Source organism: Arthrobacter sp. NPDC092385, assembly GCF_044755105.1.
Classification (GTDB): domain Bacteria; phylum Actinomycetota; class Actinomycetes; order Actinomycetales; family Micrococcaceae; genus Arthrobacter_D.
In genome coordinates, this window is the sequence record NZ_JBIVQL010000009.1 from 61,740 (window position 1) to 82,270 (window position 20,531).

Below are 20,531 nucleotides of genomic sequence, written 5' to 3' on the forward strand. Positions count from 1 at the left end.
ATCAGGAATCCACCGGCCTTCTTCGTGCTGTCAGTCAGCTGCTGCTACTTGTTCCCGGTGGGCGTGGTCGCCTCGCGGGGACCCGTGAGGAGCTTGTCCGCCGGGTCGACGGTCGGGAGCTGGGCCTGGGCCTCGCCCTCGCCGTCCACGACGACCGTCGCGTACGTGACGATCGAGGACCCTGCGTAGGAGATGCGACCCACGTACGAGCCGGGAGCGAGCCCGGTCCAGGCCAGGGTCACCGCGCCCGTGCTGCCGTTCGCCAGGGCGAGCGGATTCGGGGTGAGCGTCGCGTTGTTCTCGTTACCGCCGAGGATGACGGCGTCGATCGTGCCGGTCGTGGTGCGCTCGTCCGGGCTGGCGTAGAGGTTCGCGAGGATGCGGTACTTGCCCGGCTCCGGATCCTCGATCGTGATCGTCTCACTGGCGTCGGCCGTCGCGACCTCCTCGACAGCACCCGAGGGCGTCAGGACGAGCATGTCGAAGTCGGCCTGCGGGTCGTCGGAGAGGACGGAGAACTTCGCGACCGGAGCGCCCTCGGGGACGGTGACGTCCTTGATGGCGTTCTGACCCACCTCGAGGCTGATGGCGGTCGAGTCGGCCTTGGAGAGGCCTTCGAGCGTCATCTGGATCGGGGTGTTGGTACCGGACGTGACGTCGAAGGTCCCGCTGCCGTCGGGGCCGGCGGAGTTGAAGGCGATCTCCTCCGGCGCGTTGAGCGCCTGGGGACGGACGGCGACGGGCGAGGTGACCTTGATGCCCTGGCCGGACCAGGTGAGCGATCCGGACGTGAACTGGCCGAACGGCGCACTCTGGTTCTCGAAGGACACCTTGAACGTGCGGGTCTCCCCCGCGGCGCTGAAGTTGAGCACCGACGGGGTGACCGTGACGTTGACTCCGGGCACATTCGCCGTTGCACGGTAGAGGCCGGGGGTGACGGCGGTGACCGTGCGGGTCACCTCGGTGCGGCCGGTCAGGTTGCCGAGGCCGAAGGAAGGGACGTTGGTGTCCCTCGCCGCGACGGGCTTGATGTCGTCCATCCCGAGGTCGACGCCGGTGCCCTGGATGAAGGCGAGGTAATCATCGACGTCCTGGTCGTAGACCAGCCCGGGGTTGAGGACGGAGGCCGGGTTGATGTGGCCCGCTCCCACGGCCAGTGCGTCGGTCTCGACGCCGCCGGTCGCGGTCTTCAGGGGGTACGCCGTGGTCATCATGGCGGACTTCACGGTTGCCGGGGACCACGCCGGGTTCTTGCCGAGCACCAGCGCGGCGAGCCCTGCGACGTGCGGGGATGCCATGGAGGTACCGGAGAGGAAACCGAACTGCGCGCCGTTCGAGCCGACGGTGGAGACGCCCGCGAGGACGGCGACACCGGGAGCCGTGACGTCCGGCTTCAGGAGATCTGAGTCGGTCGCGAGGAGCGGACCGCGCGAGGAGAAGCCGGCGACCTGGGGTGCGGGAGGCAGGGGCTTGCCCGTGGTGTCCGTGGGCTGCAGCGCGACGGTGAGCGACGGGTTGGCCGCGACCTTCGCCTTGAGCTCGAGGGCCTCGGGAGCGTTGACGTGCACCGTGGGGACCGCGTGCTGGTCGGTGTCCGTCGAGGAGTCGACGAGGTTCACGAGGATCATCCCCACACCGCCACCGCGTGCCACCTCGGCGCTCTTGGCGGTGCGGTCGACGACGCCGCGGTCGCAGACGACGATCTTGCCCGCGACCTTCGCGGGATCCAGGGTGTTGGGGCCGCAGAGGTTCGGGCCGGCCGCGCCTGCTGCAGCAGCATCCACGGCGAGGACGACAGGGCTGGCCGGAACGCCGCCGCGCATGATCGACGCGCCGCGGTACTTGGTGCCGTCGGAGAATTCGGCGGTGCCCTGGAGTTCATAGCTGAACGTGCTCGCGGCGACCGTGGTCATCCAGGGTGCGCCGTGGTTGACGGTGCTGGCCGTGGGGCCCGAGTTGCCGGCGGAGGCGGCGACGAAGATCCCGGCGGACGTCGCCGACAGGAAGGCGAGGGACACGGGGTCCGTCGTCGTCGTGGTGCTGCCCGAGATCGAGTAGTTCAGCACGTCCACGCCGTCGAGGATGGCCTGGTTGATGGCCGCGATCGACGCGGAGGAGTAGCAGCCACCGGTCGCAGGGTCGATGTCCTCCCAGCAGGTCTTGTAGACGGCGAGCTTGGCCGCGGGTGCGACGCCGGAGGAGACGCCGAAGTCACGGCCGTCGACGGTCTGGGTGACGTCGGAGTTGCCCGCGGCGGTGCTCGCGGTGTGCGTGCCGTGGTTGTCGATGTCCACGGGGGAGATGACTTCCTGCGGTGCCCGTTTGTCTTCGGGGACGCTCGCGAGGAAGGATTCGGCGAAGTAGCGGGCCGAGAGGACCTTGGAGTTGCAGAGACTGCCGTCGAAGCCCTCGCCGACCTGGCACTCACCGATGAAGGTGCTGCCGTCCGACTTCAGCATCGCGATCTTGCCTGCCGCATTCAGGTAGGGCTCGCCGACCACCGGCTGCTGGTTGCCCTTGAGCGGCTTGACCTTCTTGCCCGCGAAGAAGGGGTTGTCCGGCGAGTACCCGGTGTCGATCACGCCGACGACCGTGCCTGCTCCGGCATTCTTCTTGCCGCCGAACTGGCTCTTCCAGATGCCCTTGCCGCCATCGAGCCCGAGGAAATCGATGCTCGAGTAGTCCGGGGCGTTCTCGACGTCGGGAGCGACGAGGAGGACCTCGTCGCTCTTCGCGAGTTCGATGGCCTGGTCCGCGCTGAGGTCCGCGGCGAAACCGTTGATCGCGGCCGTGTAGGTGCGCTTGATCTCGACGTCCTTCTCGGCCGCGACCTCCTGCTGCCTGGTCTCGAGGAACTGCGAGTACTGCCGGACGTTGTCCGCTTCGGCGTCGAGCTTCGCCCCCTTCTCCGGCTTGGTCGGGGCGATGCCCTCGACGCCACCTTCGTAGGTGGCTACGGGCTTGTCGGCGAGGACGACGATGTACTTGCCGGCCGGGTACTGCGCGGGGTCCAGCTCCTTGGCCGGCGCCTTCTGGGGTGTGACCGCAGTGGCCGGGGCAGGGGCGGCGAAGGCGGCAGGCGCCACGGCCGTCGATGTCACCAGTAGCGGCAGACCCAGAACGATAGCCGCGGCGGCTCGCAGGGTACTGCTGCCCTGCCCGGCTTTTCTCCGTTGTGTCATAGGAAGGTAGTGCCTCTCGTGAAAGTGCGGGCCGGCCATCGCCGTTCCCCCGATGCTGTGGCCTCCCGAGGAGGGCCGCGCCTGTGATGATGCTCACAGAACCACAACGGGCACAAATTTACCTCAGGCAACACTCACCCACCAGCCGCCTTCGTGCCGGATTTCCACAAAATGCTCAGGGTATTTACCAATAGGGCGCCGGGTGATAATGGACCCGTGCCCGCAGAACTCCTGACCCGCCTTCCACAGGTGGAGTGGCAGGATCGCGAGCGGCAGCACCGGGAACGCGTGGCCCGCTTCGCGGAGCCCTACCTCGACAGGCGCTCGCGCGGCGCGAAGCATCCGGTCGAGGACTTCCTGTTCACCTACTACAACCAGAAGCCCGGCCAGCTCCTGCGCTGGCATCCGGGAGCCGGAATCGTCCTGGCCGGGCAGGCTGCAGGCATCCGCCGGGACTGGAAGTACTACGCGGCGGAGACCGACGGCGTCCGCGTCGACGTCGCCCGCTTCACAGCCGAGCGGGCCGAAGCGGTCGACTTCGCCCGGCTGATCCTCGCGCGGACATCCGCACGCCCTGCGCAGTTCGGCTGTTTCGGCCTCCACGAGTGGGCGATGGCCTACCGCTCCGCGACCAACGGCGTGCGCCACGAGTACCTGCGGCTGCGGCTCGGCGCGGAAGGAACGGACGACGTCGTGGAGTCGGCGCGGATCCGCTGCACCCACTTCGACGCCTTCCGCTTCTACACGCCGGAGGCCGTACCCCTGAATGAGCACGCCCCCACGCGGGAGACGCAGCGGGACCTCGAGCAGCCGGGCTGCCTGCACGCCAACATGGACCTGTACAAGTGGGCGTACAAGCTCACTCCCCTCCTGCCGAGCGAGATCGTGATGGACTGCTTCGAGCTCTCCTGGCGCATCCGGGCCATGGACATGCGGGCGTCACCCTACGATCTGGGCGACTGGGGCTACACGCCCATCGCCATCGAGACGGCGGCGGGCAAGGCGGAGTACGTCCGCCTGCAGCGCGGCTTCGCGGAGGAGTCGCAGGCGCTCAGGATACGGCTCCTCGGACTCCTCGACCGGGCACTCGGCGCACCCTAGCGGGCCGTACGCAGGCCGTTGCGCCCGCGACGGGACATGCCGTCGTCGTCCTTCGTTGACCTTCCACCAGCCGCTACGCTGGGAAGCCAGCCGAAGGGGACACCATGACATCCGCTGTGCGATCGTCAGCACCAGCCCGATCCCGCCGTGCCGCCATGGCCGTCGGGCTTCCCCTCGCCGTCCTCTCGCTCGCCCTCTCGGCGTGCGCGCAGGGTGGACCGGCCGCCGAACCGACTGAGCAGGAGACCGCCGTGCAGTCCTCCACCCCCGATCCCTCATCCGCGCCTCCCCCGACGGCGGGCAGCAGCCCGACCGCATCGGACCCGTCTGCCGCCTCCGCGACGAACGCAGCGCTGACCATCACCATCAAGCAGGATGCCGCTGCGGAACCCGTGCAGTACGTCCTCGAATGTGTCGACGGCGCACCCGGCCCCGCGTCCACGCTGCCGGGAGCCGAGGCCGCCTGCACCGCCGTCGCGAAGCTCGGTGCGGGGTTCTTCACGGCGCGGCCCGACAAGGACATCATCTGCACGCAGCAGTACGGGGGGCCGCAGACCGCGAGCATCAGCGGTGAGATCGACGGCACCACCGTCCTGGCCGCTTTCGCCCTGACCGACGGCTGCGAGATCTCCCGGTGGGACAGGGTCCGCGACATCCTGGGAGCGCCCGGAGGCCAGTAGGGCGGCCGGACGGGCACGCCGTTAATCCCCGGTAGACTTGCAGGGCAAGCTCGCGGAGCGCCGGCGTCAACCCAGATGCGGCGTGAGACGGCACTTCCGGGCTACTGCATTTAATGCTGGAACCCCCAGCACTTGCCGCTCACGCACAGGAGTTGCCGGATGCCCCGGATTGTTGTCGACGTCATGCCCAAGCCCGAGATCCTGGACCCGCAGGGTAAGGCGATCGCCGGAGCGCTCCCGCGGATCGGCCTCACCGGCTTCGCCGGCGTCCGCCAGGGCAAGCGCTTCGAGCTGACCGTGGACGGTGACGTCACCGAGGAGATCCTGGAGCAGGCCCGCCACGCCGCCACCACGCTGCTGTCCAACCCCGTCATCGAGGACGTCACGCGCGTGGAGGTTCTCGAGGAGGACGGCCAGTGAGCACCTCGAACATCGAGACTCCCCTCATCGGCGGCCCCCAGCCGGTCGCCTCGAACAACGAGGACAGCCCGCTCTCCGGTGTGAAGGTCGGCGTGGTCACGTTCCCCGGCTCGCTCGACGATCGCGACGCCGTCCGTGCCGTCCGCCTCGCCGGCGGCAGCGCCATCCACCTGTGGCACGGCGACTCCAGCCTGCAGGACGTCGACGCCGTCATCATCCCCGGCGGATTCTCCTACGGCGACTACCTCCGTGCGGGCGCCATCTCGCGGTTCGCCCCGCTCATGGAGCAGATCACCGCGGCAGCGTCGGGCGGGGCCGACGCCCTTCCCGTGCTCGGCATCTGCAACGGCTTCCAGGTCCTCACCGAAGCCCACCTGCTGCCCGGGTCGATGATCAAGAACAACTCCCTGCACTTTCTCTGCCGCGACCAGCGCCTGCGGGTCGAGAACGCCGGCACCTTCTGGACCTCGGACTACGAGGAGGGCGAGGAGATTGTCATCCCCCTGAAGAACCAGGACGGCCAGTTCGTGGCGGACAACTACACGCTCGACGTGCTGGAGGGGGAAGGCCGCGTGGTCTTCCGCTACGTCGACGGCAACCCCAACGGCTCGCGCCGCGACATCGCCGGCATCTCGAACGCGGCGGGCAACGTCGTCGGGCTCATGCCGCACCCCGAGCACGCGGTGGAGGCCGGTTTCGGCCCCGACTCCTCGGCTCGCGGCGAGGTCGAGGTCCGTGGCGGCACCGACGGGCTCGGCATCTTCACCTCGGTACTCAAGAAACTGGTGGGCTAGTGACCGCAGAGACAATGTCCAAGAAGTTCAACATCGACACGGTCGCGAACGCCGAGGCCACGCCCGGCCAGGCGCTCCCCTGGGCCGAGCTCGGCCTCAAGGAGAACGAGTACCAGCGCGTCGAGGAGATCCTGGGCCGCCGCCCCACGGGCGCGGAGCTCGCCATGTACTCGGTGATGTGGAGCGAGCACTGCTCCTACAAGTCCTCGAAGGTGCACCTGCGCCAGTTCGGGGACAAGGTCACCGAGGCCATGAAGGAACACCTCCTCGTGGGCATCGGCGAGAACGCCGGCGTCGTGGACATCGGCGACGGCTGGGCCGTGACGTTCAAGGTGGAGAGCCACAACCACCCCTCCTTCGTGGAGCCGTACCAGGGTGCGGCCACCGGCGTCGGCGGGATCGTCCGCGACATCATCTCGATGGGCGCCCGCCCGGTCGCCGTCATGGATCCGCTGCGCTTCGGCGCGATCGACCACCCCGACACCGCGCGCCTCGTCCACGGGATCGTCGCGGGCATCGGCGGGTACGGCAACTCCCTCGGCCTGCCGAACATCGGCGGCGAGGTGGTCTTCGACTCCGTCTACCAGGGCAACCCGCTCGTCAACGCCCTCGCGGTGGGCGTGCTGCGCCACGAGGACATCCGCCTCGCCAATGCCTCCGGCGCCGGCAACAGGGTGGTCCTCTTCGGCGCCCGCACCGGCGGTGACGGTATCGGCGGCGCCTCGGTGCTGGCCTCCGAGTCCTTCGATTCCTCGAAGCCGTCCAAACGCCCTGCCGTCCAGGTGGGCGATCCGTTCGCCGAGAAAGTGCTCATCGAGTGCTGCCTCGAGCTGTTCAAGGCCTCCGTGGTCGAGGGCATCCAGGACCTCGGCGCCGCGGGTATCTCCTGCGCGACGTCGGAGCTGGCATCCAACGGTGACGGCGGCATGCACGTGGAACTCACCAACGTGCTGCTGCGCGATCCCTCGCTGACGCCCGGCGAGATCCTGATGTCGGAGTCGCAGGAGCGCATGATGGCGGTCGTGACACCGGAGAACGTCGAGGCGTTCGAGGCGATCATGGACAAGTGGGCCGTGGAGTACTCCTGGCTCGGCGAGGTCACCGACACCGGACGCCTCATCATCGAGTGGGACGGCGAGAAGATCGTCGACGTCGATCCGCGCACCGTGGCCCACGAGGGTCCCGTCTACGAGCGCCCCTACCACCGGCCCGAGTGGCTCGACGGCGTGCAGGCGGACACCTTCAGGCCCGAGCAGCCCGTGGACCTGCGAGAGGCCGTCCTCGAACTCATGGCCTCGCCGAACATGTGCGCGAAGAACTGGGTGACCGACCAGTACGACCGCTACGTGCAGGGCAACACCGCCCTCGCCATGCCCGACGACGCCGGCGTGGTCCGCGTCGACGAGGAGACCGGCCTCGGCGTCGCCATCTCGACGGACGCCAACGGCCGCTACTCCTACCTGAACCCGTACGAGGGTGCGCGCCTGGCCCTCGCCGAGGCGTACCGCAACGTCGCGACGTCGGGCGCCGAGCCGCTCGCCGTCACCGACTGCCTGAACTTCGGCTCCCCCGAGGACCCCGAGGTCATGTGGCAGTTCGCCGAGACCGTGCGCGGGCTCGCCGACGCGTGCCAGGAGCTCGGCGTGCCCGTCACCGGCGGCAACGTGTCGCTGTACAACCAGACCGGCGGCGTCGCCATCCATCCCACCCCGGTGGTCGGCGTGCTCGGCGTGTTCGACGACGTCGCGCGCCGCACGCCGTCCGGCTGGCGGGAGGACGGCCAGGCCGTCTACCTGCTGGGCACGACGGCGGCGGAGCTGGACGGATCCGAGTGGGCCAACCTGCGCGGGCACCTCGGCGGACAGCCTCCGGCACTGGACCTCGCCGTGGAGAAGACACTCGGGGCGATCCTGGTGAACTGCTCGCGCGACGGCATGATCGACGCCGCGCACGACCTCTCCGAGGGCGGGCTCGCAGCCGGCCTCAGCGAGATGGCACTGCGGTTCGGTATCGGTGCCCGCATCGGGCTCGACGAGCTGTGCGAGCGCGACGGCATCGATGCGTTCACGGCTCTGTTCAGCGAGAGCCAGGGGCGCGCCGTCGTCAGCGTTCCCCGCTCCGAGGAGGTGCGCTTCAACGACATGTGCACCGCCCGGAACTTCCCCACCATGCGCATCGGCGTGGTGGACACGGAGAACCAGGCGCTCGACGTGCAGGGCTACTTCACCCTGCCGCTGCAGCAGCTCCGTGAGGCGCACGAGGGGACCCTGCCGAGGTACTTCGGCTAGGACGCGGGCAGGGGCGGCTTGCTCCGGCCGATGTGAGGCCGCCACCCACCGGGGTGGCGGCCTTTCTCGTCTCCCTCCCACTTCGGCTCGGTTGGGCCGAACATGAAAGGGCGCTGACGACGTAACCGGGGCGTAACCGTTGAGCCGCCCCTCCGAAATGCGGTCCTGATGGGATGGCGATGTCACTCCGGGCACTTTCGCACCCCCACCCGTGCTCGCGCCCGATACACCTCGTCAAAAGGACACCCGCATGCCGTTCCTCTCCTCACCGTTGCGGCCCCGCGCCCGACGCATCACCTCCGGGCTCGCCGCAGGACTGCTCGCGGCTGCCGTCGTCGCTGGCCCGGGCCCCGCGGTCGCCGCGCCAAAGGCCATACCGCTGGACCTCAGCACCGCCGGGGTCGCCGAGGTGCAGGCCGGCCTCGCGTCCCGAAGCTTCACCTCGGAAACCCTCGTGCAGGCCTACCTTGAGCGCATCGATGCACTCAGCATCAACGGGCCACACCTGAACTCGGTGCGCTCCATCAACCCTGTCGCACTCGCGGACGCGAAGGTCCTCGACGCCGAACGCAGGAAGGGAAAGGTCCGCGGTCCGCTACACGGCGTGCCCGTACTCGTGAAGGACAACATCGACGTGGTGGGCATGCCCACCACGGCCGGTTCGGTAGCCCTCGCGGGCTCGTTCCCCGCGGCCGACGCCCCCATGATCACCGAACTGAGGAATGCCGGCGCCATCATCATCGGCAAGACCAACCTCACCGAGTTCGCCAACTTCATGACCAGCGGCATGCCCGCCGGCTACAGCTCGCTCGGCGGTCAGGTTCTCAACCCCTACGACGCCAGCCAGACTCCGAGCGGATCCAGTGCGGGCTCGGGTTCCGCGGCGGCGGCCGGGCTCGCCACCCTGACGATCGGCACGGAGACCTCCGGCTCCATCCTCAGCCCCGCCCGCGCCAACTCGCTCGTGGGGGTCAAACCTACCGTGGGCCTCGCGAGCCGCACGGGCATCATCCCCATCTCGGCGACGCAGGACACCGCGGGGCCCATGACGAAGTCCGTATACGACGCCGCGGTCCTGCTGGGCGCGATGACCACCATCGATCCCGAGGACCCCGCGACCGCCGCCAACCCGAGCGACGACATCGACTTCACGGCCGGCCTCAGCGATAGCGCGCTGGTCGGAGCGCGACTCGGTTATGTCGCAAGCAACACCGACCCCGTGTACACCGCCGCGCTCGAAGCCCTGCGGGTCCAGGGAGCCATACTCGTGCCCGTGACGGTTGGCGGGACATCAGCTCCGAGCATCCTCACATTCGAGTTCGAGCGGGACCTGAATGCCTATCTGTCGCGGCTCCCCGAGGAAGCTCCGATGGACACGCTTGGCGACATCATCGCGTACAACAGCGCCCATGCCCCCGCTGCGGTGAAGTTCGGCCAAACGCTCCTCACGGAATCGGAAGCCGTGGACCTGGGCGATCCGGCCCAGCTGGCGCAGTACCAGGCCGCGCGCGATACGGGCCTCGCCGAGACGAGGGCAGCGATCGACGCCGTCCTCACCACCAATGACCTCGACGCCATCGTCTCGAACTCCGCGACCACGGGTGTTGGCGCACGCGCGGGTTACCCCTCGGTGATCGTGCCGTCAGGATACTCGGAGACGAACCGCCGCCCCTCCGGCGTCGTGTTCCTCGGGACGGCGTGGAGCGAGGAGAACCTGCTGAGCTTCGCCTACGACTTCGAGCAAGCCACGAAGGCCTGGCAGTCGCCGCAGAACATCAATCCCTCGCTGTTCCGTTGCACGTCCGTGGTCCCGGTTTCGGAATGGGACGCCTCATGCCCAACGGCGGACGGGACGCCTGGGAAAGGGAAGAAGTAGACCGCGGCACGGCGCGAAGGAGGCCATCACCTTGACCGGGTGGTGGCTTCCTTCAGGTCACGGGTGCGCGTATCGAGAAGGTGTTAGCGCGCTGCCCATGAGGGCACCCCCCACGCTCATGGGTGAGGCATTCGCTCAGCCACCCACCGCCAACTCCCGCGCCGCCTTCACGTACCGCGACAGGACGTACTTCTGGGTCAGCCGGGTCACCGGTGCAGCGAGCCGGAACACCAGGCTGGCCGGCACGCTGTACGCGGAACAGATGAACAGCAGGCGGTTGTCCGCGGTCAGCTCCGCGTAGAAGCCCTCCTCGCCACGTACGGGGTGCCCGGGCAGCGTCCCGTAGCCGAAGCCCCCGCGCTGGCCGGGAACCGCCCGGCCCGCGCCGTCGAGCTGGGGACTCCTGGACCAGATCACCCGGCAGGGGGCCTTGATGCGTGCCGGGCCGACACCGAACCCGGACACGACCCGGACGCCGGGCGCGGCCCGTTCGGCGTCGGACTGCATCGTGAGCCCGGCGCGCCGGTGCAGTTCCCATCCGAGGATGCCCTCGGTGAGGGCCACGAAGGCGGCCGAGGGATCGTCGGACGGGATCTCGTGGGACTCCACCATCACGGTGTACCCGGCAGGCCAGCCACCCTCGAGCGGCTCGGGGAAGGGCCTGTCCGTCGCGCCCCGCTCCTCGTACGTGAACTGCTCCATGCGCGTGCCTTCCCGTCGGTGTGCGGCAACCGGGACGCCCCGCCGTCGTCCGCGGGAGCCCTCGGTCCAACCTACTGGAACGCCGCGGGCCAGGAACCGGCGCAGAAGCCCCGGAGCAGTGGCAGGATGGAGGTCCAGACCGGCATGGACGCAGTTGTGGCGTCCGCCCCGCCGATCCGACAGGAAGGCGGGAGCACCATGGCACCAGGAACAGGCAAGTCCCACAGGGGTGCCGCCGACACGGCCTCCGACGCCGCAGAGGACGCCGTCAACTCGAAGGGCTTCGAACTGGCGGCGCGCGCGGGCTACGTCGCAGCGGGCATCCTGCACTTCCTCATCGGAGTCATCGCGCTCGGACTGGCGAACGGCGGCTCCGGGAGCGCGGACCAGAGCGGAGCGGTCGGCCAGCTCGCGGCGAACCCGGGCGGGACCTTCCTCCTGTGGTTCTGCTTCATCGGGTGCCTCGCCCTCTCCCTGTTCCAGCTCGGCGAGGTGTTCTTCGGCGCGAAGTTGCTCAGGGGCAGGGACAGGCTCGTCGCCCGCCTCAAGAGCGGCGGCCAGGCCGTGGTCTACGCGGCCATCGGAGTGACCTTCGGGCGGTTCGCGATGGGCGGCTCGAGTGACAGCAGCAGCAGTACGAGTTCCCTGAGCGCCTCGCTCATGTCCAATCCGGCGGGTGCGGCTCTCCTCCTCGCCGTCGGCCTCGGCATCCTGGGGGTCGGGGGCTACTTCGTCTACAGCGGCGCCACCCGACGGTTCCTCAGGAAGCTCTCCGGCCTCCCCTCCGGTTCACCGGGCCGCGCCGTCACGGCCCTGGGCACGGCGGGGTACATCGCCAAGGGAATCGCCCTCGGGGTCCTCGGGATCCTCGTCGTGGCCGCCACCGTGACGCACGACCCCGAGAAGTCGACAGGGCTCGACGGCGCCCTCAAGACCCTGCGCGACCAGCCCTTCGGCCCCTGGCTCCTCGGCGCCGTGGCGCTGGGCCTCATGGCCTACGGCGTCTTCATGGTGGTGCGGTCCAAGTACCAGCGGATGTAGCTAGAGGCCCAGCGCAGGCGCCTCCATCGCGGGGCAGGTGTCCATGACGACGTCGAGCCCGGCCGCGGCCGCGCGTGCGGCGGCGTCCTCGTCGATCACGCCGAGCTGCAGCCAGACCGCCCTGGCGCCGACGGCGATCGCCTGGTCGACCACGGCGCCCACGCGGGAGGAGTTCACGAAGCAGTCGACGACGTCGATGGGTCCGGGGATGTCCGCGAGCCGCCTGTAGCCCTTCTGCCCGTGGACGTCGTCGCCCTTCAGGCTGACCGGGACGATCTCCATCCCGAGGCTGTCCATGAGGTAGCGCGAGACACCGACGGCAACGCGGCGCGGATTGTTGGACAGCCCCACCACCGCCCACCGGCCCGGCTCGCTCAGCAGCCTCCGAATCACCTGCGGATCGTTCTGGTGTGCCACGGTGCCTCCTGTTCCTCCACGAATTGTTACAGCCTTTGTTACATGCCCCATTTTGCTCCTCGAGTACCCCGGGCGTTTCATAGGAGTGACCATCCCGAGCGGCCGAGAGACCTGGATCGATGAAGCCGCAGCAACCCTGGTTGTCCGTATATCCCTGATCACGGGCAATATCGAGGTTCGAGCCACGGGAACCACCGCACGCGGTGGCGAAGGCTCGTTCCGTAGGGTGCTACCGCCAGGACCGATGGAGACACCATGACCGCAGTTCTGGCACCAGGCAGCACCCAACCCCACTCCAAGCAGGCCCTCGGCGTGCGCTTCTCCGGCCTCGGGCGCAGTTTCGGTTCCTCGGACAACCGGCGCGTCGTGCTCAGGGACGTCACCGTGGAGGTGGAGCCGGGCGAGATCCTCGCCATCCTCGGTACCAGTGGGTGCGGCAAGTCGACCCTCCTGCGGGCCGCTGCGGGCCTCGACGTACCCGACGCCGGCAAGGTGCTGATCGACGGGACCCCGGTCTCCGGGATCGACGAACGCTGCGCCGTCGCCTTCCAGGAACCCCGGCTGCTCCCCTGGCACACGCTGCAGGCCAACGTGGCCATCGGATTGCCGAAATCCTCGAGCGCCAGTGCCGGCAAGGCCAAGGTCCTCGAGTTGCTGAAGCTCGTGGGCCTGGACACGTTCGCCAAGCACAGGCCGCGCGAGGTGTCCGGCGGCATGGCCCAGCGCACCTCGCTGGCCCGCGCGCTCGCCCGGAACCCGGGAGTGCTGCTGCTCGACGAGCCCTTCGGCGCACTGGATGCCCTCACGCGCATCAAGATGCAGGACCTGCTCCTCGATATCCACCGCGCCCAGCCCACCACGGTGCTGCTCGTCACGCACGACGTCGACGAGGCGCTCCAGCTCGCCGACCGCATCCTCGTCCTCGGACGGGGCGACGGCGACGAGCCGGGTTCCACCATCGCCGAACTCGTCACCGTGCCGGCTACCCGCCCGAGGGACCGCAACTCCGCCGAGCTCGGGAAGCTCCGCAGCTCACTGCTCTCCCTGCTCGGCGTCACCGGGCACTAGCCCGGCCTTCCCACCGCACCCTGGCGCCGTCGCCCTGCCGCGGCGCAATCCTGTCTCCCCTTTTTCGCACCATCCACCGAAGGACCACCATGAACCGCCGCGCCCTCCTGCCCACCCTCGCCCTCGCCACCGCACTCTCGCTCAGCCTCAGCGGCTGCCTGGCCGGGGAGAACGCCTCCGACACCGAGGCAGTCGCGGCCGGTGAAGCGACGCAGGGCGGGACGCTCAACATCGACTTCGCCACCTACAATCCGCTGAGCCTCATCATCAAGGAGCAGGGCTGGCTCGAGGACGAGCTCGCCGACCAGGACATCACCGTCAACTGGGTGCAGTCCGCGGGCTCGAACAAGGCCAACGAGGCGCTGCGGGCCGGTGCGATCGACGTCGGATCCACTGCCGGTTCCGCCGCGCTGCTCGCCCGCTCCAACGGCTCCCCGATCAAGGCCATCGACATCTACTCGCAGCCCGAATGGGCGGCCCTCGTGGCGCTTCCGGAGTCCGGCATCACGAGCGTGGAGGACCTGCGCGGCAAGTCCGTGGCGGCGACCCGCGGCACCGACCCGTACTTCTTCCTCCTCCAGGCCCTCGAGGCCGCGGGCGTGGAGCAGTCCGAGGTCACCATCGAGAACCTGCAGCACGCGGACGGCCGCGCGGCCCTGGCCAGCGGCGCAGTCGACGCCTGGTCAGGCCTCGATCCGATCATGGCCGCTGCCGAGCAGGACGGCGCCCAGCTGTTCTTCCGCGACATCGACTTCAACTCCTACGGCTTCCTCAACGCCACCGAGGACTTCCTGACCGAGAAGCCCGACGTCGCCCAGACCGTGGTCAACGCCTACGAGAAGGCACGGGAGTGGGCCAAGGAGAACCCGGAGGAGACCGCCACGATCCTCGCGGGCGTCGCGGGCATCGACCAGGCCGTGGCCAACTCCGTGATCATCGACCGCACCAACCTCGACGTCGACCCCGCGCCGGGCGACGCACAGCGCAGCGTCCTCGAGAAGATCGGCCCCGTCTTCGTCGAGACCGGTGACGTCCAGACCCAGGAGCAGATCGACGAGGCCCTCGATACCCTCTTCGACGCCTCGCTCGTGGAGAAGGCGGACCCAGCCACCATCGGTTCTGATTCATGAGTGCTGAGCACCTGACGGGACGCAGCACCGTTCCCATCAGCAAGGAGGGCCTCGCGTCCACCGGATCTCCGGTCACCGGGGATGGGGCCGGCAGGAACCCGGGCAGGACGGGCACGGCCGGACGGCGCGTGGTCATCGTGCTGCTCGGGCTCATCGTCCCGGCGCTGATCCTGCTCGCCTGGCACCTCAGCACCGCTTCGGGCTTCTTCCGGCCGTCGCAGCTCCCCTCGCCGGCGTCGGTCCTCGCGGCGGCGGTGGACCTCATCGAGCGCGGCCAGCTCGCCACCCACATCCTGATCTCCACGCAGCGGGTCCTCCTCGGGTTCCTCCTCGGATCCCTGCTCGGCGTCCTGGCCGGCGCGCTGCTGGGCCTCTCCCGTATCGCGGACGTCCTCCTGACCCCGACCGTCGGGGCGCTCCGCGCGGTCCCGTCCCTGGCGTGGGTCCCGCTGCTGGTCCTCTGGATCGGCATCAACGAGGACTCGAAGGTCACGCTGATCACCATCGGTGCGTTCTTCCCCGTCTTCACCACGCTCTACCTCGGGCTGCGCCACGTGGACCGCAACCTCGTGGAGGCCGCGCGGGCCTTCGGGCTGGGCGGCATCCGACTGCTCACCACGGTGCAGCTCCCCGCCGTGGTTCCCGCCCTGTTCTCCGGCCTGCGGCTCGCACTCGCGCAGTCCTGGCTGTTCCTCGTCGCGGCCGAACTCATCGCGTCGTCGATGGGACTCGGCTTCCTCCTGACGGACTCGCAGCAGAACGGCCGCGTGGACCGCATCATCCTCGCCATCATCCTGCTGGCCGTGATCGGCAAGACCACCGACGCCCTCCTGGGCATCGCCGAGCGCTGGGCGGTGCGCCGATGGGCGTAGGCACGACGACGCCGGACGGGCAGGCCGCTCCGCTGGACGAGGCCGAACGGCTGGCGTTCTGGGCCGAGCAGGCCGCCCGGCTCGACTGGCAGGACCCCTGGGACACCCTGCACACGTTCGAGAAGGCGACCCCGCAGGAGGACGGGACGCTCAGCGTCCCCGTCATCGAGTGGTTCTCCGGTGGCACGCTCAACGTCGCCGCCAATTGCGTGGACCGCCACGTGCGGGCCGGTCGGGGTGACCGCGTGGCCCTGCACTTCGAGGGCGAACCGGGTGACCGCCGCACCGTCACCTACGCGCGGTTGCAGGACGAGGTCTCACGGGCCGCTAACGCGCTCCTGGCCCTCGGCATCGGCAAGGGCGACCGCGTGGTCATCTATCTCCCGGTCCTCGTCGAGACGGTCGTGGTCACCCTCGCATGCGCCCGGATCGGCGCCGTGCACTCCCTCGTGTTCGGCGGGTTCTCCGCGGAGGCACTGCGCTTCCGGGTGGAGGACACCGGGGCCAAGCTGCTCGTCACCACCGACGGGCAGTACCGCCGGGGTACGGCCGTGCCCGTGAAGGACAATGCCGACGCCGCAGTGTCCGGCACCAACAACATCGAGCACGTGCTCGTGGTGCGCCGGACCGGTTCCGACGTCAGCTGGACCGATGGCCGGGACGTCTGGTGGCACGACGTCGTCGACACCGCGTCACCGCACCACGAACCGGAGGCGTTCGACGCCGAGACCCCGCTGTTCATCATGTACACCTCGGGGACCACGGGGAAGCCGAAGGGCCTCGTGCATACCTCCGGCGGCTATCTCACACAGGCGTCGTGGAGCTTCGAGCACCTCTTCAGCAATCCCGATCCGGCCCTGCGGGACCGCGACGTCCACTGGTGCACCGCGGACCTCGCCTGGGTCACCGCGCACACCTACGAGCTGTACGGCCCGCTGTCCAACGGTGCCACGCAGGTTCTCTTCGAGGGCACCCCGAACACTCCGCACCCGGGCCGCCACTTCGAGATCATCGAGCGTTACGGCGTCACGAGCTACTACACGGCCCCGACCCTGGTGCGCTCGCTCATGGGCTGGTTCCCGGACGGTGTCCCGTCCGAGTACGACCTCTCGAGCATCCGCGTGCTCGGCACGGTCGGCGAAGCGGTCAATCCCGAGGCGTGGCGCTGGTTCCGGAGGAACCTCGGCCGCGACGAGGTCCCCGTCGTCGACACCTGGTGGCAATCCGAGACCGGCGCGACAGTCCTCTCCCCCAGCCCCACCGACTCCGACTTCAAACCGGGGTGCGCCGCCCGGCCACTCCCCGGCGTCAGCACCCGGATCGTCGACGAGGAGGGCCGCCCGGTTCCTCCCGGCGTGCAGGGGCTGATCGTCGTGGACCGCCACGGACCGGCCATGGCACGCACGGTCTGGGGCGACCCGCAGCGCTACCTGGACTCCTACTGGCGGAAGTTCGCCGCCGAGGGCTGGTTCCTCGCAGGCGACGGCGCGCGCTACGACGACGACGGCGACACCTGGATCCTGGGCCGCGTCGACGACGTCATCAACGTCTCCGGCCACCGCCTCTCCACCATCGAGATCGAGTCGGCGCTCGTCGCGCACCCGCTCGTGACCGAGGCAGGAGCCTGCCCGATCGCCGATCCGCTGACGGGTCACGCCATCGCTGCCTTCGTCGTGCTCGCCGCGGGCGCGGATCCGACGGCGGACGTCCCGGCCACGCTGCGCGCCCACGTCGCGAAGGCCATCGGGCCGATCGCGCGGCCCTCCGCCGTCGTCGTCGTACCCGATGTACCCAAGACGCGGTCCGGCAAGATCATGCGGCGCCTGCTGACGCAGCTCTACGAGGGCTCCGCGCTCGGGGACACCACGTCCCTGCAGAACGAGGGGTGCATCCCCGGCATCCAGGACGTCCTGGCCGGACGGCGCTGAAGAGGCGGTCGGGTGAGGAACCGGTCGGCTGATAAGCCGGTTAACGGAGAAGGAAGCGGCAGGTGCCCCGTCCAAGCACCTGCCGCTTCCCGTGTGTGGTCCGTTCCGGTGCTAGCCTGCCACCCGAACGAAGGATGCTCCCGCGAGGTCCGAGAGAGGGTGCTGCATGGTGAGGTTCGACCCGTTCATGCCGCTGCTGATGACCTGGCCGCCGCCGACGTAGATGGCCACGTGGCCACCGGTGATGACGAGGTCGCCCGGTGCGGGGGTTGCCACCGTGGCGCCGAACTGGAAGAACTGCGACGGACCGAGGTCACCCACGGAGATGCCGGCAGCGCGCAGCGCCTTCTCGACCAGCACGGTGCAGTCCTGGATCGATCCGGCTGCGAGCTGGGCCTGTGCGGACGCGACGAGGGTGCCGGCCACTCCGCTGGAGGAGGCCACCGGGGTGATGGCCGCCGAGGCGAGGTAGACGCCCGACTCAGGAGCGGCGGACACAGCCGGCGCCGGGGCGACGGCCGCTGCCTGCTGGACCGGCGCGGCCGGCGTGACAGCCACGGGCACCGATACCGATACCGCCTGCGCCGGAGCCGCACCGCCGGTGGGGATGGCGATGCTGTCGCCCGGGAAGATGATCGAGGCGAGGGAGAGCCCGTTCGCTGCCAGGACGGCGGTCAGGTCCGCCCCGTAGCGAGCGGAGATGCCACCGAGGGTGTCACCCGCGACGACGGTGTGGGTTGCCCCAGCCGCGACTGCGGGAGCCGCAACCGGTGCGGCGGGTGCGGCTGCCACGGCAGGAGCTGCGACGGGGGCGGGGGCCGCCGTCGTGCCCTGCTCGGTGTACGAGCCGGCGTGGGCGGTGCCGACGGCGCTGAGCGCGAGGCCCGACGTGACGGCGACGATGGCAAGGGGGCGGCCCACGGTGGTGGCGTGGGTCTTCGCGGCGCGGGACAGTCCCTGCAGCGCGAGGTTGCCGTCGATGACGGCGCGGTGGCGCGCCGGGGAAATCTTTCGTGACATGGTTCTATACCTCTCCCATGCCTGCGGGGTGAGCTGTCGGGTTCGGATGGGAGTCACCCGGCCGCGAGCATCAGCGGGTAGGCGATGCGGTGCGGCTTAACCCCAAGGACGATGGCAGGTGGTCCTGCACGTCCACTGGAACTGTGGTTCCCCCGTCCCTGCCTTCGTGTTTGCGAACGTGTCCCGATCGGCGGCAGGGCTCGGCAATCCGTCCGGGAGCGCCCCACATGGACGGAGGCACTCGAAGACGATAACCAGCGCTCCGCCGGTTTGTCACATTCGCGTAACGGCGCGTACCCTACCCGCGCCCGCGGAAGGAGCGCCAGCGGCGGAAGGCGAGGGCTGTCCCACCCGCGCCGAGGAGGAGCAGCACGGACTGCTGGACGTAGAACCAGGCGCGGATGGCAGGCGCCCCGCTTTCGGCGACCAGGACGATGCTCGCTGCCAGGGTGACGGTCAGGACGACGCCGACGCAGAAAAGCGTGTGCCAGAGCCTTCGCTCCTGCACGCGCTGCGCCGACTTCCAGGTTTCCATTCCATCAGCCTAGGTGCAGACGGGTGTGCACGGCCCGATCGGACCGCACACACCCCGCTCTGCTACGGCCGGACGGGCGCGCCGGCGTTCCTGATCAGGTCGATGGCCTGCTCCGGGAACCAGGCTCCGGCAGCCGGGTCTACCCGGCCCCACTCGGGATCCACTCCACCGTTGTCCGTCAGTCCGCGGCTGCATTCGCCGTCGGACTCACCAGGCACCTTGATCCACAGGAAGGCATCGGCCAGCGGGTTGCCGGTATCGGACGTGGGCAGGTGGCCCAGTCCGCGGCCCGGCGGGTTGCACCAGACCTGAGGGTCCGGGTAGGCGGCCGTGGGGACCCAGGGGCCCTTGCCGTTGCGGCTCGTATCGATGACGAAGTGTGCAAGCTCGTCGTTCGACGGCGCGTTCGCCGCGCCCGCCACGTTCTTCGCGTACCAGGCGTCAGTCAGTCCCCAGGTGGAGAAGTCGGTGGGCGACGCCGGATAGTACTGGCTGCCACAGGAACCGTAGGCCCCCGGGTTGATCTCGGTGGCGTAGTAGATGCACTGGGACACCCAGCTGCCGAACTTCACCTGGCGTTCGGTGAGTTCGTAGTTGGAGACGTTCAGGAAGAAGCCGTCGGCCTTCTGCACACCGGCTTTCACGAGCCTGCTCGAGATCTCACCGGTACCGAGCCAGGCGCTGTGCGTCCCGTCGAGGTACACCCTGGTGTTGGGAAGCGCCTTCAGCTGGTCCACCGCGTAGTTGAGCATCTCGAAGCGCTCTGCCGCCGCGGTCCGGGCGTTCGCCTCTGCCGGCTGGCACCACTCGAGGTTGCCGTCGAGCCCGCGGTTCCAGGGGATGATGCCGAGCCCGTCCGGCTCGAGCACCACCATGGCCGCCCTGTCCTCGATGCCCGCGGCGAGCGCGTCCACCCAGGCCTTGTAGCCGGCGACGTCGGTCGCTCCGCCGGCCGAGTACTGCGAACAGTCACGGAAGGGCAGGTTGTACGCGGCGAGCACGGGCACCTGGCCCTTGCCTGCCGCGCGATGCGTGGTGGTCCGCACCTCCTGCGTGACGGTGGCGGGATCGCTGCCCGTGACCCAGACAGCCTGTGGAGCCGAGACCATGGCGCTGAGGCTGTCGGCGGTCGCACGGTCGCCGGAAGACCGCAACTCCGCGATCTGGCGCTGGGCCTCGTGATAGTGGTTCTTCATCGGGACATAGAACTCGGTGGCGGACGAAGCCGCTCCCTGTTCCGGACCGTCCTTGGGCCCCTGGGCAGAGGCCGGCAGGGCGGAGAATGCGGTGGAGACCAGAACCCCTGCTACGGCAAGGGTCACTGCACACGTCCTGGAAATGCTGAGCATCATTGCTCCTCATGTGGTGGTGGTTGGCGTGATCGCCCGAATGCGGAGCGCTGGTCCATCCCCATGGAAGCGCTCCCACGGCCAGTCTTTGATGCGTTCCCGGCTTTGTCAAGGTCCTCAGTGCACTG

At 69.3% G+C, this 20,531-nt stretch carries 17 protein-coding genes and 1 riboswitch; of the genes, 11 read left to right on the top strand and 6 right to left on the bottom strand.

Translation table 11 applies throughout. From position 1 onward, the window contains the following. Positions 1 to 44: 44 nt before the first annotated feature. Positions 45 to 3,182 (bottom strand): S8 family serine peptidase, encoded by a 3,138-nt coding sequence (locus ACIQCY_RS12695; RefSeq protein WP_400484250.1) that lies wholly within the window; start codon positions 3,180 to 3,182, stop codon positions 45 to 47. A 171-nt stretch (positions 3,183 to 3,353) separates the two neighbouring features. Between ACIQCY_RS12695 and ACIQCY_RS12700 the strand changes: the two genes are divergently transcribed. The 6 genes from ACIQCY_RS12700 to ACIQCY_RS12725 all read left to right on the top strand — a co-directional run bounded on the left by ACIQCY_RS12700 (position 3,354) and on the right by ACIQCY_RS12725 (position 10,341). Next, positions 3,354 to 4,283: a 3-methyladenine DNA glycosylase gene (locus ACIQCY_RS12700; protein ID WP_400484251.1), complete on the top strand. Its 930-nt coding sequence runs from the start codon at positions 3,354 to 3,356 to the stop codon at positions 4,281 to 4,283. A 104-nt stretch (positions 4,284 to 4,387) separates the two neighbouring features. Beyond that, complete coding sequence (locus ACIQCY_RS12705) at positions 4,388 to 4,963, top strand: serine protease inhibitor (RefSeq protein WP_400484252.1); 576 nt, start codon at positions 4,388 to 4,390, stop codon at positions 4,961 to 4,963. Positions 4,964 to 5,122: 159 nt separating this feature from the next. Next, a complete protein-coding gene (gene purS, locus ACIQCY_RS12710) occupies positions 5,123 to 5,383 on the top strand; it encodes a phosphoribosylformylglycinamidine synthase subunit PurS (RefSeq protein WP_400484253.1) in 261 nt (86 codons plus the stop codon). Continuing rightward, positions 5,380 to 6,177: a phosphoribosylformylglycinamidine synthase subunit PurQ gene (gene purQ, locus ACIQCY_RS12715; RefSeq protein ID WP_400484254.1), complete on the top strand. Its 798-nt coding sequence runs from the start codon at positions 5,380 to 5,382 to the stop codon at positions 6,175 to 6,177. The genes purS and purQ overlap by 4 nt, the downstream gene beginning before the upstream one ends. Then, positions 6,177 to 8,465: a phosphoribosylformylglycinamidine synthase subunit PurL gene (gene purL / locus ACIQCY_RS12720; RefSeq protein WP_400484255.1), complete on the top strand. Its 2,289-nt coding sequence runs from the start codon at positions 6,177 to 6,179 to the stop codon at positions 8,463 to 8,465. The genes purQ and purL overlap by 1 nt, the downstream gene beginning before the upstream one ends. A gap of 250 nt (positions 8,466 to 8,715) precedes the next feature. Then, positions 8,716 to 10,341 (top strand): amidase family protein, encoded by a 1,626-nt coding sequence (locus tag ACIQCY_RS12725; RefSeq protein WP_400484256.1) that lies wholly within the window; start codon positions 8,716 to 8,718, stop codon positions 10,339 to 10,341. A gap of 135 nt (positions 10,342 to 10,476) precedes the next feature. Here ACIQCY_RS12725 and ACIQCY_RS12730 read toward each other — a convergent pair whose 3' ends face one another. Continuing rightward, positions 10,477 to 11,043: a DUF1990 family protein gene (locus ACIQCY_RS12730; RefSeq protein WP_400484257.1), complete on the bottom strand. Its 567-nt coding sequence runs from the start codon at positions 11,041 to 11,043 to the stop codon at positions 10,477 to 10,479. Between the two features lie 198 nt (positions 11,044 to 11,241). Between ACIQCY_RS12730 and ACIQCY_RS12735 the strand changes: the two genes are divergently transcribed. Beyond that, complete coding sequence (locus ACIQCY_RS12735) at positions 11,242 to 12,084, top strand: DUF1206 domain-containing protein (protein WP_400484258.1); 843 nt, start codon at positions 11,242 to 11,244, stop codon at positions 12,082 to 12,084. Here ACIQCY_RS12735 and ACIQCY_RS12740 read toward each other — a convergent pair whose 3' ends face one another. Next, complete coding sequence (locus tag ACIQCY_RS12740) at positions 12,085 to 12,501, bottom strand: CoA-binding protein (RefSeq protein ID WP_400484259.1); 417 nt, start codon at positions 12,499 to 12,501, stop codon at positions 12,085 to 12,087. A 255-nt stretch (positions 12,502 to 12,756) separates the two neighbouring features. Here ACIQCY_RS12740 and ACIQCY_RS12745 point away from each other — a divergent pair, with 255 nt between their 5' ends. From ACIQCY_RS12745 to acs, 4 genes are all read left to right on the top strand, one after another. Next, positions 12,757 to 13,569 carry an ABC transporter ATP-binding protein gene (locus ACIQCY_RS12745; RefSeq protein WP_400484260.1) on the top strand — a complete coding sequence of 271 codons (813 nt, stop codon included), beginning with the start codon at positions 12,757 to 12,759 and terminating at the stop codon, positions 13,567 to 13,569. Between the two features lie 89 nt (positions 13,570 to 13,658). After that, on the top strand, positions 13,659 to 14,699 hold the full coding sequence (locus tag ACIQCY_RS12750; RefSeq protein WP_400484261.1) for an aliphatic sulfonate ABC transporter substrate-binding protein: 1,041 nt from the start codon (positions 13,659 to 13,661) through the stop codon (positions 14,697 to 14,699). Beyond that, positions 14,696 to 15,571: an ABC transporter permease gene (locus tag ACIQCY_RS12755; RefSeq protein ID WP_400484262.1), complete on the top strand. Its 876-nt coding sequence runs from the start codon at positions 14,696 to 14,698 to the stop codon at positions 15,569 to 15,571. The genes ACIQCY_RS12750 and ACIQCY_RS12755 overlap by 4 nt, the downstream gene beginning before the upstream one ends. After that, complete coding sequence (acs, locus tag ACIQCY_RS12760; RefSeq protein WP_400484263.1) at positions 15,562 to 17,499, top strand: acetate--CoA ligase; 1,938 nt, start codon at positions 15,562 to 15,564, stop codon at positions 17,497 to 17,499. The genes ACIQCY_RS12755 and acs overlap by 10 nt, the downstream gene beginning before the upstream one ends. A 111-nt stretch (positions 17,500 to 17,610) precedes the next feature. Here acs and ACIQCY_RS12765 read toward each other — a convergent pair whose 3' ends face one another. The 3 genes from ACIQCY_RS12765 to ACIQCY_RS12775 all read right to left on the bottom strand — a co-directional run bounded on the left by ACIQCY_RS12765 (position 17,611) and on the right by ACIQCY_RS12775 (position 20,376). Then, on the bottom strand, positions 17,611 to 18,519 hold the full coding sequence (locus ACIQCY_RS12765) for a LysM peptidoglycan-binding domain-containing protein (protein ID WP_400484264.1): 909 nt from the start codon (positions 18,517 to 18,519) through the stop codon (positions 17,611 to 17,613). Between the two features lie 3 nt (positions 18,520 to 18,522). Next, positions 18,523 to 18,725: riboswitch (cyclic di-AMP (ydaO/yuaA leader) on the bottom strand. Between the two features lie 92 nt (positions 18,726 to 18,817). Beyond that, positions 18,818 to 19,054: a hypothetical protein gene (locus tag ACIQCY_RS12770; RefSeq protein WP_400484265.1), complete on the bottom strand. Its 237-nt coding sequence runs from the start codon at positions 19,052 to 19,054 to the stop codon at positions 18,818 to 18,820. A gap of 62 nt (positions 19,055 to 19,116) precedes the next feature. Further along, the gene (locus tag ACIQCY_RS12775) at positions 19,117 to 20,376 is read right to left on the bottom strand and encodes a glycoside hydrolase family 6 protein (RefSeq protein ID WP_400484266.1); all 1,260 of its coding nucleotides are present in this window, start codon (positions 20,374 to 20,376) and stop codon (positions 19,117 to 19,119) included. Positions 20,377 to 20,531 lie beyond the last annotated feature (155 nt).